A 16,100-nucleotide genomic window follows, 5' to 3' on the forward strand; every position below is an offset into this window, starting at 1 on the left:
GTTAAAGGGAGTAGGGAGTGAGGAGATAGGGGAGATAAGGGGGACAAGGGGGACAAGGATAATAACCCATGCCCAATGCCCAATGCCCCATGCCCAATTATGCTAGGGCTGGTACAGGAATTTCCAGGTGAGGATATAAGGGGAAGCGATCGCACAATGCTGCTACCCGTCGCCGACAATCTTGGGTTACGATGTCGGAATCTGGAGAAAGTAGGCGATCGCTAATAATATTTCCAATCTCGGTAAATTCTCCTACTCCTAAGCCGCGCGTGGTCATTGCCGGTGAACCTAACCTCAGACCACTGGTAACAAATGGCGATTGTGGATCAAAGGGAACTGTATTTTTGTTAGCAGTAATATTCACAGTACTAACTAGCTGATCCGCCTGCTTACCAGTTAGACCGATAGAGCGTAAATCCACGAGCATTAAGTGGTTATCAGTGCCATCAGAGACAATCTTTAAACCCCGGTTTTGCAGTTGTTCTGCCAAAGCACGAGCATTTTCAATCACTTGGGCAGAATAGGTCTTAAACTCAGGCTTCAGGGCTTCTCCAAAAGCTACTGCCTTACCCGCAATGACGTGTTCCAATGGCCCGCCTTGGTTGCCAGGAAAAACAGCTTTATCTAGCTTTTTACCTAGTTCTGCGTCGCTGGTCAAGATTAAACCACCTCTAGGACCGCGTAAAGTCTTATGTGTAGTTGTTGTTACTACATGACAATGAGGAATGGGATCAGGATGAAGACCACTAGCAACTAAACCAGCAATATGGGCAATATCGGCAAGTAAGTAAGCGCCGACTTCATCAGCAATGCTACGGAACTTTTCAAAGTCAATTATCCGAGAATAAGCGGAATAACCACAAATCAGCAGCTTAGGACGCTCCCTCAGCGCCAGCTCCCGAATTTGGTCATAGTCAAGTTGTTCTGTTTGTTGACTGACACCGTAATGGCAAACTTGAAACCACTTACCTGAAACATTTACAGGTGAACCGTGGGTGAGATGTCCTCCATGAGACAAATCCATCCCCATAATTTTGTCCCCTGGTTGCAGCAGCGAGAGGAATACTGCAAAATTGGCTTGTGCGCCAGAATGGGGTTGCACATTCGCATGAGCAGCACCAAATATCTGTTTAGCGCGGTTGATCGCTAGCTGCTCAATTTTGTCGATATACTCACAACCGCCATAGTAGCGTTTACCAGGTAATCCCTCGGCATATTTATTTGTCAGTACCGAACCTTGAGCTGCCAGGACAGCAGCAGAGGTAAAGTTTTCACTAGCAATCAACTCCAAGTGATCTCGCTGACGCTGTAGTTCGTCGTTGATTAACTCTGCGATCGCTGGATCACTGGAGGAAAGAAAGTCTGAATTAGTCCTAGTCACTTCAATTATCCTTGTGGAAATTTGTACAATGGCTGATTTTGCTTGGATACAGCACCTAACAGTTCATTTCCAAGAGTCTATAGCCCAAAGTCTATAGTTCAATGATTTTGACTGCTCTACAGAGGCGATTAATCGTCTCCGTAGTATTGAGATTTATTTGTACCAACTTATTTATTATAAGGACGTTGCTTTTTGAAGCTGCGCTAAATAGAGCGTAATTGCGATCGCCGAATAGCCCGTCGGAGACATCGCTCCTCTATGAGACAAAAACCAAGAAAAAGCTGAACGCTTCGGCAATTAACTGTGCGTCAAGTCTAATTTATTAAGGAAAGCAGAAGACAGAGGGCAGTTCTTGCACGAAGAATACTGCCCTCTGTCTCAATGAAAAGTGCTGTTAGCGCCTCCGGCTTCCCTCTCCTTACTAAGGCTACGGTGTACACACAAGTCTTTGGTGAGGGCATTTCCGGTTAAGCCTCATAACCCCTGAGATACCTCACCCTGGTTTTACTATGTAAAACCTGTCCCTCTCCTTAGTAAGGAGAGGGATTAAAGATAGGACAGGGTGAGGTTTTAGAGAACTTTTAGGTAATCGAATAACTTGTGTGTACACCATAGCCTTACTAAGGAGAGGGATTGAGGGTGAGGTTTGATCTTATATTTAATTACGCCTACCTACTTACCTGTCCCCTAACCCAATATTCCGATCAGGAAACAGTAGCCAACGATGCCAAAGCATCTGGTATTGTCTCAGAAGGAGCCTGAAATTCACCAGTGATCACGTACTCTAAACGCAGTTTTAACCAAGTAATAAATTGGGGATTAGTGGAAATAATCGCTACTGCTGGTTGGGGACACTTCGCCTTTAGCTCTGTAAACTGTGGTGTTTCCAAGAAAGCTGGTTGCTCAACCAACCAAAAATCTATTTGTTTTTCTTGTTCGTGGTAGTGACGGGTGCGCTCTTTGATAACTTCGTGTATTGGTTCTTCTTGGAGAAGAAAACGTTGACTAGCCAAAACGTAATAGTATGTTTGCATTTTCATCCTTTGGTTGCTATTTGAATAATTTGACATACCCCCCGACCTTAAAGGTACGGGGATTCTAATTCATGGTTCACAGAAATCCGCTTGCTATATCAGGTTTCCCATCAATAGTATTGGTGGTCTTCTCCCCATGCTTTCCATCTTTCGATGCAGATTCCCAATGCCCTTGGGTACTGTTGTTTTGCCACTCAACTCCTAATATCTTCATTCCTTTGTTGAGGATATTAATTGCCGCGTTTGTATCACGACATATTTCAATGCCGCAACTAGAGCATGAATGAGTTCGGTTGCTGAGTGACTTTTTGAATCTATGTCCACAATTACTGCAATCCTGAGAAGTATAAGCCGGAGTTACTGCCACAACTGCTTTATCCCAGATTTTCCCGTAGTATTCCAACCATTGAGTGAACTGATACCAACTAGCGTCAGAGATCGACTTAGCTAAATGGTGGTTCTTAACCATGTTCGCAATCTTCAAATCCTCATAGACAATCACATCATTAGAGTGAACTACGCATCGGGCTTGTTTTATCGCCCAATCTTTACGCTGCCTAGTGATTTTTAGATGAATTAAAGCTAATTTTTTCCTTGCTCTATGGTAGTTATTTGATTGTGGCTTCTTGCCTTTGACAAACTTTTTACTTAATCTCTTTTGCGCTTTTTTAAGTCGGCGCTCAGACTTTCTAAAAAATTGAGGATAAATGACAGCATTATTATTTTGGTCTTTGGTGAAATATTTTAACCCCAAGTCCAACCCAACAACATTGCCAGTATATACCCCCTCTTCCTTACGTTCGGCATCAAAGCAGAATTGCACATGATAGCCATCCGCTTTTTTTACTACACGAACGCGGTTGATTTTAAGTCGATGAAGGTCTTCTCGCGTGGATGAATTACAGAATACAGATAAAGAACCAATCTTAAAGCCATCTGTGAAAGTGATAATTTTGCAATCATCAGATAGTTTCCAGCCTGACACTTTATATTCTACTGAACGACAATGTTTTTTAAACTTGGGATAACCTTTCTTTTTCTCCTGCTTTTTACAACGTTTGTAGAAACTTGAGATAGCAGCCCAAGCTCTTTCGGCACTGGCTTGACGCGCAGCAGAGTTTAACTTCAAAGCAAAGTCAAATTCGGAGGCTAAGTATGAGCACAGCTTGTATAAGTCAGCTTTACCAACTTCTTTATTATCCATCCAATAACGAACCGCTTTGTTTCTAATAAATTGGGCAGCGCGAATGGCATTATCAAGAGCTTGGTATTGTTCCTTAGTTCCCTTTAGTAGCTTGGCTTCTCTTACTATCATCTCTATATTTTATCACGAAATATTGTAGATAAAATAATATAATAAAATGATATAATAAAATATAAAGCCGTCCTTGAAGGACGGGGCTTTTACCCATTTTTTTGGTAAAGGTACAGTACTACACTCTGTACCTATAGGAACTAACTCTTACGGGATTTCTTGAACCAAGAACTGAACGGACAAGCACTTCCCTGGTTTTCAGCTTTTGTCTGTTTGCCACCAGACGTTAGCTTTTCCAAGAATAGATTATTGTCAAAGTAGTGTTCTAAGGAAATAACCTTCAAGTCATCGGTAACTTTGGCAATGCTCATGCCGATAATTTCTATCGTCTCTCCAGTCGGTGCATGGCCTTTGTATTCTCCGTTAAAATGTCCCCAATGCCGCCATTTGAATGTGACATTTGGTGGCCCAGAGAAAACTTCCACCACTTCCCAAGGAAATCCTTGGGGAAATGTTGTGTGGAAGACTTTTGCGGATGATTCAAAGCTTTCTTCTGAAGCCTTGTAGTGTTCTGAATCAGCCATAAATAAATTGTAAGTACCTTGGGCTGATAAATCTGCTGCGGTGTACTCTACTCCGCCGTTGGTACTGACGCGAAACTTGTCATTTGCAATAGATAACCACTCTTGCGGGTTAGCTTTGAAGGATACCTCCATCTCTAAGGTTCGCACCAAGTTTTGCGCGATCGCTTCCAGTGTACCTTCAAGGTGATTGTAGATACTTTCTTGGGCGAGATTCTCGTTTGAACGGGAATAATCAGGCGGTGTCTGATAGCGCCACTCAACATCAGTACTTTCTGCTATTACTTTATCTCTATCCTGTACCCAAAGCGGCAGGTCGTTAGATTGTGTTGCGCTCATAGAAGTAAGTTTTTGCTGAAGATTTGATCCCAATTTCTAGATTTCGCAGTGACAACCCCTCTTTTAAGACAGAATTTTAGATTTTAGATTTTGGATTTTAGATTGAAATTTAATCCAAAATTTAAAATCCAAAATCCAAAATTGAATTGCCCTATTCCCCATTCCCTCTTATAGCTTGTTTCATCTCCCGGACTGCCCTTTCTATACCTACTAATGCTGCCCGACTGATGATAGTATGACCGATATTCAGTTCTTCCATGCCTGGAAGCGCAGCCACAGGATAGACGTTCCAGTATGTGAGTCCATGACCAGCATTGACTCGCAAGCCAGCTTTAATCGCTTGTTCACAGCCTTTAGCTAATATGGCTAGTTCTCGCTGGCGATTTGTTTCATCCTTAGCTTCAGCATATTGTCCGGTATGCAATTCAATAAACCGCGCTTGCACCTTGACAGATGCTTCGATTTGTGCTATTTCTGCGCCGATAAATAAACTAACTGGAATGCTAGCGCTTTGCAATTTATCGACTATCTCACCTATTCTAGCAATTTGTCCGATAATATCTAGTCCGCCTTCGGTTGTAACTTCTTCGCGCTTTTCGGGGACTAAAGTCACGTAATCTGGTTTGATATCGAGAGCGATCGCGAGCATTTCATCTGTAGCGGCCATTTCTAAATTAAGATGCGATCGCACTGTTTGCCGCAATATTAGCACATCCCGATCTTGAATATGCCGCCGATCTTCGCGCAGATGCACCGTAATCCCATCTGCACCCCCTAATTCTGCCAGTACCGCCGCCGCCACTGGATCTGGTTCCACCGTCCGCCGTGCTTGCCGGATAGTGGCGATGTGGTCAATGTTAACGCCAAGTGTAGGCACCCCAAATTTCTCCCGAATCGATGTATATGCCAAATTTATTGACACTCTCCTTATCTATATTATCTGTACTAACAACCTCTGTACAGCTATGCGTTTACGCCGGATTCCAATACTTACTTTGACAGTAGTGATTGTCTGTAAAAAGACACCTATATTATGGGACTTCCAAAGAATAAATTATTGCAGAAAAAACAAGAGACAACATTTATTAAATAATGATAATTATTTTGAGGAGAGAAAGGGGCTTGTCGTCAGTAAACCCGCTAAGTAAGTGGATCAAATTAAATATAAAACCTCACCCTGCCTCCGGCTTCCCTCTCCGATACTTTGGAGAGGGATTGAGGGTGAGGTTTGATCTTAACTATTTGACAATTTATTTCGGCAATCCTAAAATTAGCGGGACAAAAAGCCCCGCTAATTATTAATTCTTGAAGTTAGATTTTAGTTTACTTCCAATCCTTATCTGCTTGTGAAAGCACATAAGCCGCTACATCTTCAATTTGGTTAGGTTTCAAACGACTGCCGAAAGCAGGCATGGCATTTTTACCTTTTGTAACTTGGGCAATAATCGCCTCTTCTGAGTACAAACCATACTTTTCCAAAGCATCTTTCTTCAGATTTTTGTTAGCTTGAACCAGATTCTTACCTCCCGCGTGACAAGAAGCACAATTGGCACTAAATACTTTAGCTCCACTAATAGCATCTGCTGCCAATGCTGGATTACTGAAGGCAAAGGTGAAGATTGCTATGCCTAACAGCATCACTGTAATCATTCTTTTCATTTCGTGTTCCCTGTGCAATAACGGCTTATTCGGTGCAATATCTTCCCTAATTGTCAGTTGAGGCGTTGCCATAGTCAAATGACAAGCTGTCAAACTTCTTTTATTAAAGTTTTTAGATTTTGAATCTTCGGGATTTTACAGCAGTTTTCATTTATTTAAACCACATTTGTTGTCGGGGCACTATTTGACAGCCCTAATTTAATAAGCGCATCTTCTGTAACACGACAAATTCGCCAATCATCTAATATAGATGCTCCCATACTACGGTAGAATTCTTGGGCTGATTCGTTCCAATCCAATACACTCCACTCTAATCGCCCACAATCACGTTCTACAGCTATTTGGGCTACTTTCGTAATGAGAGCCTTACCAATACCTTGCCTGCGATATTCTGGTAAAACAAATAAATCTTCCAGATAAATTCCTGGCTTAGTCAGAAATGTTGAATAATTATGAAAAAATAGGGCAAAACCAACAGCTTGACCCGCAGATTCTGCTAATATTGCCTCTACATAGCTTCGTGATCCAAATAAATGCTCCTTAAGTGCCAGAGCATTGCCAGAGATCGCGTGAGATAATTTTTCATAATCTGCATGTCCTTGAATTAATTTAAACAGTACGCTGTAATCGCCTGCTTGGGCAAAACGCACAATCAAATTGCTACGCAAAGTCATTCCTCTATAGTTCATAGTCTATAGTCTATAGTCTACTGTGCAATTTTTTATGAGTAATGACTAAAACCCTTGTGGTATAACTAACGTGGCTATAGCGGTTGAGACGGGAAACCCAGAAGACGAATAAGACAGTCCTTATGGTAGTTGAAGTTTGGAAACCCCATCTTCAACCATTCGCGCAGCGTGTTGCAGACAAGGTAAGATGGGGTACTTCACAGTTTTGCACTTTATTTGAAGCATATTCGTTAGTAGAGCTAATTAGATCAGGTATATCTTGATCAATGTAATTAAATCAACCAACCTTTTAAACGTTTAGCAATGTGAGGACGCCGCAATTTTCGCATAGCTTTGCTCTGAATTTGTCGCACTCGCTCACGAGAAAGATTAAACATATTGCCAACTTCTTCTAAGGTACATGGTTCGCTGGTTGTCAAACCATAACGCAGAGAAATCACATCTTTCTCCCGTGGAGTTAAGACATCACCCAAGACTTCCCAAATCTCCTGACGCATCATGTTTTCATTCATTTTTGCTTCTGGAGACAAGTTATCTTCATCTTCTAGCAAATCCATCAATTCCGTGTCTTCTTCTTTCCCGACGCGGTGATTGAGAGAAAGTGCTTGACGCCGTAGTTGTTGTAGCTGGCGTAGTTGTTGCACACTAATTTCCAAAGCTTCTGCCATTTCAGCTTCGGTGGGATTACGAGAGAGTTTTTGTTTGAGTTCGCGTTGGGCTTTTTTCAGCTTGTTAAGCTTTTCAACAATATGAATAGGTAGCCGGATTGTCCGCGCATCATTAGCTATAGCTCTGGTAATCGCTTGTCTAATCCACCAATAAGCGTAAGTAGAAAACTTATATCCTTTATCTGGATCAAATTTTTCTGTAGCGCGATTTAATCCCATTGCTCCTTCCTGAATTAAATCCAGAAAAGGCACTCCCCGATTCAAATATCGCTTGGCAATAGAAACTACTAATCTCAGGTTCGAGCGAATCATTTTGCGTTTCGCTACTCTACCTTGATACAAGCGACTTTCTAATTGCTTTTCCGTCATTTCTAGCTCGGAAGCTACTTCTAGTTTGCTAGGTTCCTGCCCCAGTTTCAACTGTAATGCAGCTTGTAATTCCCTAACTTCCTCTAGAAACCTGACTCGCCGCGCTAACTCTACCTCTTCATCAGCTTTTAGAAGCGGATAACGCGCCATTTCTTTAAAAAACGCGCCTACGGCATCATCATGTTCGGTTTTATTATATCCCGAAGGACGAGCCGCCCCCATCTCATCTCCATCCCGTTCGTCTGATTCCAGATTTTCTACTACAATTGGAGATTCTTCATCTGCTACTGGATCTAAACTTTCGAGTGATGGTTCTTCGCTATCAGCAGTGTTCTCCAGTATTTCCATTTTTCCCAATTCAACAATATTCATAGTTTCCTTTAGGGATTGTTGTTTTGTTTGGTACATAATTTAGTTACAGCTACTCGTTTGAGGCTTGGTAGTTTTCCCTAATGGACGAATGCACCCGTTTATATAGCGAAATACAAGCTTCTGCTAATTTCTCTTCAAAAATAAAAATACGTATCTACCTACAAACTATAGGTTACGGTTAGATACAACCTATAACTAAACTAGCCTTGATACCCAACAAAACTTTCTTCTCAGGCTCACAACATATATATTCTTCATTTTTTTCGGAATTATCAAATATGTCAAATCCTCCTCAAACTTTCTCAACCTTAACAAATATAAAAATCTCAGCTAACCATCCCAATTTCCTAAACTTTCATATATTTTTCTAAACAATTTTAATGTTTAGGGGTTGGAAGCCACTGGATAAATCGAAAACCTGCTGCTGGGATTATGCATTCCCGATTTAAAGTTACCGACATGATAGAAATTACAATAATGGCAGTTTAATTTCGGGATGCTCATGTATAAAATAATCTCATATACAGAAAGGGTTGAATATCTATCGATAGGCGGAAAAAGGCTACTCCCTATTTAGTAGTTGGAGTAACTTTTGGAGATTTAGCCGAGATGCTTTTATTTGTAAGGTAGGCACAAAATATTTATTGCACGTATAGAAGAGGCAAAATTGTCTAGTAGATTACATAAGAGGAAACTTATCAAGTATTATGAAGGATAACAGTATTGGGAAATACCATTTGAGTCCAAAAAAGCAAAAAATTAGAGTTTAATTAGCTAGGTTAATTGTGACTAAAATGTTAAACTATAAAGTCAGCAGATATGTATATTAATAACGTAAATTTATCTCCTTTAGTGGTGGCTGAACCTAGTGAATCGTACCAGTCGAGTACAATTCTTAATAGGTGGGTTGAAGTATTGGTAGACTGTCCAGGAAGTATAGGACTATTTACTTATCGATTGCCAGCCCAGTTAGAAATAAAACCAGGGGATATTCTGAGTGTGCCATTTGGAGCGCAACAATTAGGAGCGATCGCTATTCGGTTACTGTCACAACCAAATGTCGATTTACCACCAGAAAAAATCCGGGAAGTAGAAGATATAGTCAGCGTTGGATTTTTCCCAAGTGCTTATTGGGAATTACTCAATCGAGTTGCTGCATATTACTATACGCCTCTGATTCAAGTGATCCGGGTTGCTCTGCCACCAGGGTTGCTGGGGCGATCGCAGCGTCGTATCCGCGTCATTAGAGGCAGAGGGGCAGAGGGAAGTAATTATTTACTGGCATCTCCCAATCCTTCAGCTTTTCTGACTCCAACTGCGCGGCAAATTTGGGAACTTTTACAAGCGCAGTCGGTAGGAGACTACAGTTTCGTCTACCTCCAACAAAAAGTCAAATCTGCTTATCGGGGAATTCGGGAGTTGTTACGATTCGGTTTAGTAGAAAGCTACTTAGAACCACCACGACTAACTCGACCAAAGCTTCAAAAAGCAGTCACGCTCATAGGTACAATCGATCATGATTTAACTACTCGCCAACGAGAGATTTTAGAAGTGCTGCGGCGGCGTGGTGGCGAGTTATGGCAAAATGAATTATTGCAAATTTGCAATGCTAGTTCCTCTACCCTCAAGACGATCGCCCAAAAGGGTTACATCGTCATCGAAGAACGGGAAGTATTACGAACAGAACAAGGCCCAGCATTCGCTCAAGATCAACCAAAGTCATTAAATGCAGCCCAAGCTAGCGCCTTAGAAACAATCCAGACACTAGATAGATTTGCTCAAGTTTTGTTGCATGGGGTGACAGGTTCGGGAAAAACCGAAGTATATTTGCAAGCGATCGCACCCCTGCTCAACCAAGGCAAATCCGCCCTTGTCTTAGTCCCAGAAATTGGCCTCACACCCCAGCTAACTGATCGTTTTCGCGCCCGTTTTGGTAATAAAGTCAGCGTCTATCACAGCGCCCTCTCAGATGGTGAACGTTACGACACTTGGCGACAAATGCTCACAGGAGAACCCCAAGTTGTCATTGGTACCCGCAGCGCCGTTTTCGCCCCTTTGCCTAAATTGGGTTTAATCATCTTAGATGAAGAACACGACAGCAGCTTTAAGCAAGACTCCCCCATACCCACCTACCACGCCCGTACCGTCGCCCAGTGGCGAGCAGAATTAGAAAATTGTCCCTTGGTGTTGGGTTCCGCTACCCCTTCGTTGGAGAGTTGGGTAAGCGTCGGAACCTCACCCCCTAGCCCCCTCTCCGCAAGCAGAGAGGGGGGACAGGAAAGGAATTTTAACTCATCACTCCTAAATCAGAATTCAGGAGGCAGGAATTATTACTTAAGTTTGCCCGAACGCATCAACTCGCGCCCTCTCCCGCCAGTGGAAATCGTCGATATGCGGCAAGAGTTGCAGCAGGGAAATCGTTCTATATTTAGTAGATCGCTACAAGCAGCTTTGCAACAGTTGCAAGAGAGAAAACAACAGGGGATTTTATTTATCCATCGCCGGGGACACAGTACTTTTGTATCTTGCCGCAGTTGTGGATATGTGTTGGAATGTCCGCACTGTGATGTGTCGTTAGCCTATCACCACACCGAAGAAAAAGCGCCGGAATTATTGCGTTGTCATTATTGTAACTATGCGCGATCGCATCCCAAATTCTGCCCTGATTGTAGTTCCCCTTACCTGAAATTTTTTGGTAGCGGTACTCAACGAGTCACGCAAGAATTAGCGCGACAATTCCCAGAATTGCGCTTGATTCGCTTTGATAGCGATACCACCCGCAACAAAGGCTCACACCGTACCCTACTTACCCAATTTGCCAACGGTGAAGCGGATTTATTAGTAGGAACGCAAATGCTTACCAAAGGTTTAGATTTACCACAGGTGACACTTGTCGGCGTCGTTGCTGCGGATGGATTGCTAAATTTATCAGATTATCGCGCCAGTGAACGGGCATTTCAAACCTTGACTCAAGTCGCTGGACGTGCTGGGAGAGGCGATGATCCGGGTAGGGTAATTGTGCAGACTTATACTACAGAGCATCAGGTAATTGCAGCAGTGCGATCGCACGATTATCTGTCTTTCTCTCAAGCTGAGTTAGAACAACGCCAAGCACTCAATTATCCCCCTTATGGGCGGTTAATTTTATTGCGTTTAAGTAGTCTTGATCCCATTCAAGTGCAGAATACGGCGCAAATTATTGCCACAGCCTTGAGTACAGAAGAAGAATTTGAGATATTAGGCCCAGCACCAGCGAGTATTTTACGGGTAGCTAATCGTTATCGCTGGCAAATATTGATTAAATTTGCCCCCGATGCATTGCCACAATTGCCAGATTGGGAAGAAGTGCGATCGCTTTGTCCCCAATCTGTTAGCTTGACCATTGATGTAGACCCCATCAATATTATGTAATTGGGTATAGCGTTTCCTAATCAAATGAGGTGCATCATAGCCCTCTCGAAGAGCGGGGAGGGGGTTGGGGGTGGGGTTCTTGTACCTCACTCAACTGAGAACCGCTATAACTCTCTTAATAACATACCAAAAAGTCAATAGGTATTTAATCTGAATGCCAGCCCTGAACTTATGAGCTATAACGAAATATCTTTTCGACCTGCCCAGGAAACAGATGCGTGGGTGCTGAGTGCAATTCGTATTGCTGCTATCAAAACTTTGCCTGCAACTTTCTACACCCAAAAAGAACTTTTAGCTTGGCGTAATTACCGCGATAAACCTGATGGTTCAAATATCTTGAAGAGGATGAAAGTAGAAACTTTCTGGGTTGCGAGCAAGGGAGATTTTGTTATAGGTTTTGCTAGTTTTTTTGTTGATGAACTCATCGGGCTGTATGTCCATCCTAAATATCAAGGCAAAGGAATTGGGCGTGCTTTAGTTCAACATTTTTGCGAGCAAGCAACTGAGCAAGGTATAGATAAGGTAATTACAATTGCTAGTCTTTATGCCGAAGGGTTTTATTTACGACTAGGATTTACTGCCATCCAAAGAGCGCCTCTTTATTTAAGAAGTGGGGTAGTTGTCCCAGTTACTCAAATGAGTAAAACATTAGCTACCGCACCGAATTGAAGAAGAATACATTCGTCAGAATTCAGGAGTCAAACAATGCAAGGATTTTGCGAACGCGAAGAGTGTGTCGGAGACAAAAGTTGCGTGCCGGGGTGGAGGGGTTTGAGCAAACTTTTCAAAACAGATTTTAGATTAAAGAATTGAAAAGAGCAATCAAGTCACTTGCTCTGTCATTTAATTTTAGATTTTGCCCAAAGTTGCTCTTGCGGCTCTGCCCCGCCACTTCCTACATAACCTATGATGTAAGTAAGTACTTGCCAGCACAAATGAATAAAAGCATCCGTTCATCAACTCTCACCCGTACACGTTTGATAGAAGCTGCCTCGCAGGTATTTGCTAGTTTAGGTGTTCAAGGAGCAACTACCCGTGAAATAGCTCGTGTTGCTGATGTGAATGAGGTGACTTTATTTCGCCACTTTGCTAGCAAAGAACAACTTCTGGCAGCAGTAATCGAAAATGCCTTTGCACTCCAGACAGAAGCCCTTGCACACCCCGAAGCGTGGACACAGGATCTAAAAATTGATTTAAGACACTATGCCCATCTTTATAATACGATGTTAGAGGCACAGGAAGACTTAATTCGTACTTTCATTGGAGAAGCTAAACGTCATCCAGAAGAAGCCAAACAAGTGATTCAAGAAGCTGCCAAGCTCTTAGGAGAAAAACTGGTAGCTTACCTGCAATCGAGTCAGAAACGAGGCACCGTCAGAGCAGACCTTGATCCATTTCCAGCAGTCGATATGTTTAAAGGAATGCTGTTAGCTGGAATGCTATGCCGCAGTGCAAAATTCAATCAAGGTAGCTATAGTTGTGAGGACTATATTGAAACCTGTGTAGATATTTTTGTGCGCGGTATCAGTGTCACTCCACTCTCAGTTGTCAATAGGACTGTAAGCTAGAAGCCAAATTAGACAATAATTAAGATATATAAAAATATTGAAAGGAAAAGTTGTCAGTGGTTTAGGAAACTTTTCTTACTGGATTGAGAAACTCCAGGAATATTACTTGAGAAAAACGTGAATGAAATTTTTTCCTGGAACTTTAAATATTCAGCTAGATCAACCTTACCATCTCCCGAAAAATGTAATTCGTCTGGAAAAGGAAGAATATGAAGGGACTGTTTCTGTTAGCATTGTTCCCTGTGAGATATTTGGAAGAGATGCTTTTATCTTAAGAACAGACAAAAACAATACTGAGAGTGGAGATCATCCGAAAACAATTATTGAGATAGCTTGCGATGTTAAACTTCGGGAGCTATATAACCTTAAAGATAATGACTTGATTGAAGTTGAGATTTCTGATGTCAGATTTATCTAAATTAAACAATCTGCTTGCAGATGAAGCGTTAATCCATTACGCGAGTGGTCGGGAGCAAGAGCGGTTATCAAAAGGTGCAGGTTTGCTGGAATTAGCCCGAAGCCAAGAACTTATTAGCCGCTACCTACCACCTTCTCCCGCAGTGATTTTCGATGTTGGCGGTGGCGCTGGCGTCTATTCTTTTTGGCTGGCTGAACAGGGCTATGAAGTCCATCTGATTGATGCGGTTCCTTTGCACATAGAGCAAGCCCGACATTTGTCTCAAGCTCAACCGGAATATCCTTTAGCTAGTTTGGCAGTTGGAGATGCTCGTCAACTGAATCGGGCGGATAATAGTGTTGATGCTGTTGTCTTACTGGGGCCTTTGTATCATCTGACTGAGCGCACAGATCGTATTATTGCTTTGCGTGAAGCTCATCGCATCTTAAAAACTGGAGGTTTTGCTTTCGCGGTGGGAGTTTCTCGCTTTGCTTCAACCTTAGATGGTTTATTTCGGGGACATTTAGATGATCCAGAGTTTGCAGAGATTGTTAAACAGGATCTGATTGATGGTCAACACCGCAACCCAAATAACCATCCTAACTACTTCACAAAAACCTTCTTTCATCATCCTGAAGAACTCAGAGCAGAGGTTGAAGAAGCGGGTTTACATTTTGAAAAGACTTTAGCGATTGAAGGCCCAGGCTGGTTACTACAAAACTTTCAGGAACACTGGAATGAGCTAGGTCGCCGCGATCGCCTTTTAGAAGCGATTCGTTGGTTAGAAACCGAACCCTCTATATTGGGGATGAGCGCTCACATCATGGCTGTTGCCCGTAAATAGGCGGTAAAGTAGAGTGATCGCCACTAACTAAATTCGCTTGTTGTTTTGCCAGCACTTGTTTGCGTAACAAAAGTAATTGTCTATCTTTAATGCCTTCTGCGATTAATCCATCGACAGTTTTCATGAGATAATCAGCGCAGGAACCCAATTTTCCCGATGCAGTGGCAATACTATTAACAGTGGTTGTTAATGGTATTTGATCAGCGTACCTGGGATGTTGGCGATTGGCAACAAAGGCGATCGCTGGGAATTCTTGCGTACCATCAAACACTTTTACCCAACGAGCAAGGTAGACACCAGCCAACATCTCCCGTCGCCAAATCAGCAGTAATTCGGATGGTACATCAGCAGCAGCAATCCGATAAATAATACCACGACAGCTACCGCCCCGATCAAGTCCTAAGAGCAATCCGGGATTCTCTGGAGTGCCGCGACCAAGGATCATCCATGTACAGAAGCGCCGATGCCAACCATAAATGATTCCAGCACGACGCTCGACGTATGTAATTAGGGGATTCCAAATCAGCGAACCGTAGGCAAATATCCAGATATCAGAATTTGGTGGTTGCTGTTGTAGTGTATCATCGAGCGATCGCTGTAACTCATCTTCGCTCAGGGTAGTTAGCTTGATTCCAGAGTGTGATGCCTCTAAGAGTCTGGTCTGTTGATTTCCGGCTTCCAGGTCGCTACGACTGAGTGACATAATGTAGATTATTTCCTTTTCTGTAATCGGACTTACGCAAAATTTTTCGATTTACTAAAATTTTGATGCATAAATTGGAGTTCAGATGTAGTGAGGTCGCGCCATTGACCCAATTCTAGGTCATCTAATTGTAAATGGGCTATGCTGACCCTGACCAGCCGCAAAGTTGGAAACCCTACAGCCGCAGTCATGCGCCGTACTTGGCGGTTTTTTCCCTCAGTCAAGGTCATTTCTAACCAAGCTGTCGGTACATTTTTGCGAAATCTAATCGGCGGGTTGCGTTCAGGTAGCTGTGGCTCTGTTGGTAAGAGCGTAACTTCTGCTGGTTGAGTGCGGTAATCTTGAATTTCCACCCCTGTTTGCAACCTTTTTATCGCATCTGCATCTGGAATTCGCTCTATTTGTACCCAGTAAGTACGTTTATGACCAAAACGCGGATGAGCGAGGCGATGTTGCAATTGTCCATCGTTGGTTAATAACAGCAACCCTTCACTATCCCAGTCCAAGCGTCCCACAGGATACACATCAGGTAGATTAATATAATCTTTCAGGGTGCTATGTGTGGGAGCATCTTTTGTAAACTGGCTGAGAACGCCATAGGGTTTGTAAAAAATAATATATCGGTAATGATTTGTCATTGGGCATGGGGCATTGGGCATTGGGCATGGGGCATGGGGCATTGGGCATTGGGCATTGGGCATTGGATATTGTTATTCTTCTCTTGCTCCTCTGCTCTCTGCTTCCCCTGCTTCTATTCTCTAACGGGACTTCCAGTTTTATAGATTATCTCGTTCCCAGTCTCCGACTGGGAATGCCTCTCATTGAGGCGG

General features: G+C 42.7%; 15 protein-coding genes. 5 read left to right on the top strand and 10 right to left on the bottom strand.

Annotated features, from left to right (window positions below; translation table 11 throughout):
* Positions 1-97: 97 nt before the first annotated feature.
* The 8 genes from glyA to V7K31_RS22675 all read right to left on the bottom strand — a co-directional run bounded on the left by glyA (position 98) and on the right by V7K31_RS22675 (position 8,383).
* Complete coding sequence (gene glyA / locus V7K31_RS22640) at positions 98-1,381, bottom strand: serine hydroxymethyltransferase (RefSeq protein WP_335096982.1); 1,284 nt, start codon at positions 1,379-1,381, stop codon at positions 98-100.
* 704 nt (positions 1,382-2,085) lie between these two features.
* Positions 2,086-2,415 (bottom strand): MgPME-cyclase complex family protein, encoded by a 330-nt coding sequence (locus V7K31_RS22645; RefSeq protein WP_300421040.1) that lies wholly within the window; start codon positions 2,413-2,415, stop codon positions 2,086-2,088.
* A 76-nt stretch (positions 2,416-2,491) separates the two neighbouring features.
* Positions 2,492-3,730 (bottom strand): RNA-guided endonuclease InsQ/TnpB family protein, encoded by a 1,239-nt coding sequence (locus V7K31_RS22650; protein ID WP_335096983.1) that lies wholly within the window; start codon positions 3,728-3,730, stop codon positions 2,492-2,494.
* Positions 3,731-3,870: 140 nt separating this feature from the next.
* Positions 3,871-4,590 (bottom strand): SnoaL-like polyketide cyclase, encoded by a 720-nt coding sequence (locus tag V7K31_RS22655; RefSeq protein WP_335096984.1) that lies wholly within the window; start codon positions 4,588-4,590, stop codon positions 3,871-3,873.
* A 151-nt stretch (positions 4,591-4,741) separates the two neighbouring features.
* A complete protein-coding gene (locus tag V7K31_RS22660) occupies positions 4,742-5,467 on the bottom strand; it encodes a pyridoxine 5'-phosphate synthase (protein ID WP_335097035.1) in 726 nt (241 codons plus the stop codon).
* 446 nt (positions 5,468-5,913) lie between these two features.
* The gene (petJ, locus tag V7K31_RS22665) at positions 5,914-6,249 is read right to left on the bottom strand and encodes a cytochrome c6 PetJ (RefSeq protein ID WP_335097037.1); all 336 of its coding nucleotides are present in this window, start codon (positions 6,247-6,249) and stop codon (positions 5,914-5,916) included.
* Between the two features lie 155 nt (positions 6,250-6,404).
* Positions 6,405-6,923 carry a GNAT family N-acetyltransferase gene (locus tag V7K31_RS22670; RefSeq protein WP_335096985.1) on the bottom strand — a complete coding sequence of 173 codons (519 nt, stop codon included), beginning with the start codon at positions 6,921-6,923 and terminating at the stop codon, positions 6,405-6,407.
* Positions 6,924-7,210: 287 nt separating this feature from the next.
* On the bottom strand, positions 7,211-8,383 hold the full coding sequence (locus tag V7K31_RS22675) for an RpoD/SigA family RNA polymerase sigma factor (RefSeq protein ID WP_334829369.1): 1,173 nt from the start codon (positions 8,381-8,383) through the stop codon (positions 7,211-7,213).
* 783 nt (positions 8,384-9,166) lie between these two features.
* Here V7K31_RS22675 and priA point away from each other — a divergent pair.
* The 5 genes from priA (at position 9,167) to V7K31_RS22700 (ending at position 14,567) form a co-directional block, all read left to right on the top strand.
* The gene (gene priA, locus V7K31_RS22680) at positions 9,167-11,758 is read left to right on the top strand and encodes a primosomal protein N' (protein WP_335096986.1); all 2,592 of its coding nucleotides are present in this window, start codon (positions 9,167-9,169) and stop codon (positions 11,756-11,758) included.
* A 171-nt stretch (positions 11,759-11,929) separates the two neighbouring features.
* Positions 11,930-12,427, top strand: coding sequence for a GNAT family N-acetyltransferase (locus tag V7K31_RS22685; RefSeq protein ID WP_335096987.1), 498 nt, complete (start codon positions 11,930-11,932; stop codon positions 12,425-12,427).
* Between the two features lie 266 nt (positions 12,428-12,693).
* Entirely contained in the window at positions 12,694-13,326 is a 633-nt protein-coding gene (locus tag V7K31_RS22690) for a TetR/AcrR family transcriptional regulator (RefSeq protein WP_335096989.1), read from the top strand.
* A gap of 121 nt (positions 13,327-13,447) precedes the next feature.
* Positions 13,448-13,744, top strand: a complete 297-nt coding sequence (locus V7K31_RS22695; RefSeq protein ID WP_335096990.1) for a DUF120 domain-containing protein — start codon at positions 13,448-13,450, stop codon at positions 13,742-13,744.
* Positions 13,728-14,567, top strand: a complete 840-nt coding sequence (locus V7K31_RS22700) for a class I SAM-dependent methyltransferase (RefSeq protein ID WP_335096991.1) — start codon at positions 13,728-13,730, stop codon at positions 14,565-14,567. Before V7K31_RS22695 ends, V7K31_RS22700 begins: the two co-directional genes overlap by 17 nt.
* On the opposite strand, the gene V7K31_RS22705 is transcribed toward V7K31_RS22700, so the two are convergent.
* Both V7K31_RS22705 and V7K31_RS22710 read right to left on the bottom strand, forming a co-directional pair.
* Complete coding sequence (locus tag V7K31_RS22705) at positions 14,545-15,270, bottom strand: gamma-glutamylcyclotransferase (RefSeq protein WP_335096992.1); 726 nt, start codon at positions 15,268-15,270, stop codon at positions 14,545-14,547. The genes V7K31_RS22700 and V7K31_RS22705 overlap by 23 nt on opposite strands.
* 32 nt (positions 15,271-15,302) lie before the next feature.
* Positions 15,303-15,908, bottom strand: coding sequence for an rRNA large subunit pseudouridine synthase E (locus V7K31_RS22710; protein ID WP_335097039.1), 606 nt, complete (start codon positions 15,906-15,908; stop codon positions 15,303-15,305).
* Positions 15,909-16,100: the final 192 nt, after the last annotated feature.

Source organism: Nostoc sp. (assembly GCF_036917675.1).
Taxonomy (GTDB): Bacteria; Cyanobacteriota; Cyanobacteriia; order Cyanobacteriales; family Nostocaceae; genus Nostoc.